The organism is Tabrizicola sp. (assembly GCF_031377265.1).
Lineage (GTDB): Bacteria > Pseudomonadota > Alphaproteobacteria > Rhodobacterales > Rhodobacteraceae > JAUYQR01.
Window position 1 is genome coordinate 1 of sequence record NZ_JANMET010000390.1, and the last position, 2192, is coordinate 2192.

Consider the following 2192-nt stretch of genomic DNA (forward strand, 5'->3'; position numbering starts at 1 on the left):
ATTGGTCCAGACGCAGCACTGGCCCGCGCCGGACGTTAAGCCCAGGTTTGAACGACCGAGGCACGCCCGGTTCAATTTCTCAAATCTGCGGAGAATATTCATGCACGCTACCATTGCCCCCAACCCCTTTGCCCCCACCCCTGATTTCGCCGCGCTGAAGACACGTCAGCAAGGCGCTTGGGCTGCGGGGGATTATGCGGTGATCGGCACCACGTTGCAGATCGTCGGCGAAACCCTGTGCGAGGCGATGGACCTGCGCGCAGGCCAGACCGTGCTGGATGTCGCCGCCGGCAACGGCAACGCAACCCTGGCAGCCGCGCGCCGCTGGTGCGAGGTGACCTCGACCGACTACGTACCTGCCTTGCTTCTCCGTGGCCGTGCCCGCGCCGAAGCCGAACACCTGATGGTGACCTTTGCCACTGCCGATGCAGAAGACCTGCCATTTGACGACGCCAGCTTTGACGCTGTCCTGTCGACATTTGGCGTGATGTTCACACCAGATCAGGATCGCGCCGCCGCTGAATTGCTGCGCGTCTGCAAACCCGGCGGCAAGATCGGCCTTGCGAACTGGACGCCTGATGGCTTTATCGGGCAGGTGTTCCGCACCATCGGCGCGCATATTCCCCCGGCACCCGGCGCCAGATCCCCGGCACTTTGGGGCACCAGAGACCGGCTGAACAGCTTTTACGCCGGCAAGGCCCAGGTTGCCGTGACGCTGCGCGACTACACCTTCCGCTACCGCTCACCCGCGCATTGGCTGGAGGTGTTCCGCACATGGTACGGCCCTGTGCTGAAGGCGTTCGCCGCCCTAGATGGCGCCGGGCAGGCAAAGCTTGAGGCTGATCTTCTGGCATTGATCGGCCGCTTCAACCGTGCCGAAGATGGCACGATGGTCGTTCCAGGCGCTTATCTGGAGGTCGTGATCCAGAAGGGCTGACTGCTCTGATGTGGCTTATACCACCTCCGCTTTCGACATCCGCTCTGGCGGGGGTGGGTTGCAATTCCCGTAAGACTGGGCCCCATTGACCAAAAGCCAAGCAATGGGTTTCACGATGAATGGTGCCGAAACTCTGGTGAAGACCCTGCTGGCCAGCGGGGTTCGCGTATGCTTCGCCAACCCCGGCACGTCTGAGATGCATTTTGTTGCGGCGCTGGATGCCCACCCCGAGATGCGCTGCATTCTGTGCCTGTTCGAAGGCGGCGTCTCCGGCGCGGCGGATGGCTATTTTCGCATGTCGGGCGAGGTTGCGGCCACGCTGCTGCATCTCGCCCCCGGTTTTGGCAACGCCTTTGCGAACCTGCACAACGCCCGCAAGGCGCAAAGCGGTGTGGTCAACATCATGGGGGACCATGCCGATTACCACCTGCGGTTCGAGGCCCCACTGAAGGGTGACACGGTGGGGATCAGCGAAGCCATTTCCCACTGGACCCGCGTCTGTGCCGCGCCGGACGCGGTGGCCACCGATGGCGCTGCAGCCATTCAGGCGGCGCGCGGCAAGAATGGCCAGATCGCCACGCTGATCCTGCCCGCCAATATGGCGTGGGACGCGGCGGTTGGCCCATCGGTCGCGGCACCACCACTGGCCCTGCGCCGCCCGGCGCACGGCGAAGTGGCCGCCGCGGCGCGTGCCCTGCGCCAACCCGGCGCGGTGCTGCTGATCGACGGCCCGGCGCTGTGGTCTGACCTGGGGCTCTTGGCCAAACGGGTGGCCAAAGCCGCAGGGGCGCGGGTGATGCTGCCGTTCTTTGCAGCAAGATTCCGGCGCGGCGCGGGGGCGGTCAAGATCGAGCGGATGGCCTACCGGACCGAGGAAAACGCGGCCCTTCTGGCAGGTGTACCCGCGCTGGTGATGTGCGGCACCCCACGCCCCGCCGGGTTCTTCGCCTATCCGGGCAAGCCTAACACGCCCGATGACCCCGACACCCGGCTGATCGAGCTGTGCTCGCGCGACATGGATATCGGCTGGACGCTGGCCGCACTGGCCGGGGAATTGGGCGAAGCGGCGCTAGGGCCAGAGGATTTCGTGCCGCTGGCGCTGCCCGATCTGCCGACCGGCCCGATGAAACTGGAGGCCGTGGGGCAGGCGATCGCCGCGCTGATGCCTGACGACGTGGTGCTGGTGGATGAGGGCGTGTCCTCCTCTCGGTTCCTCGCCCCGGCGCTGGCAGGCGCCCGTGGGCATGATGTGCTG

General features: G+C 65.6%; 2 protein-coding genes. Both read left to right on the forward strand.

Features of this window, described 5'->3' with window-relative positions; all coding sequences use genetic code 11:
- Window positions 1–100 precede the first annotated feature (100 nt).
- Window positions 101–937: a class I SAM-dependent methyltransferase gene (locus RMO18_RS20795; protein WP_309668439.1), complete on the forward strand. Its 837-nt coding sequence runs from the start codon at window positions 101–103 to the stop codon at window positions 935–937.
- Between the two features lie 103 nt (window positions 938–1040).
- Window positions 1041–2192, forward strand: a 1152-nt coding sequence (locus tag RMO18_RS20800; RefSeq protein ID WP_309668440.1) for an acetolactate synthase large subunit, incomplete at its 3' end; no start/stop codon positions are given.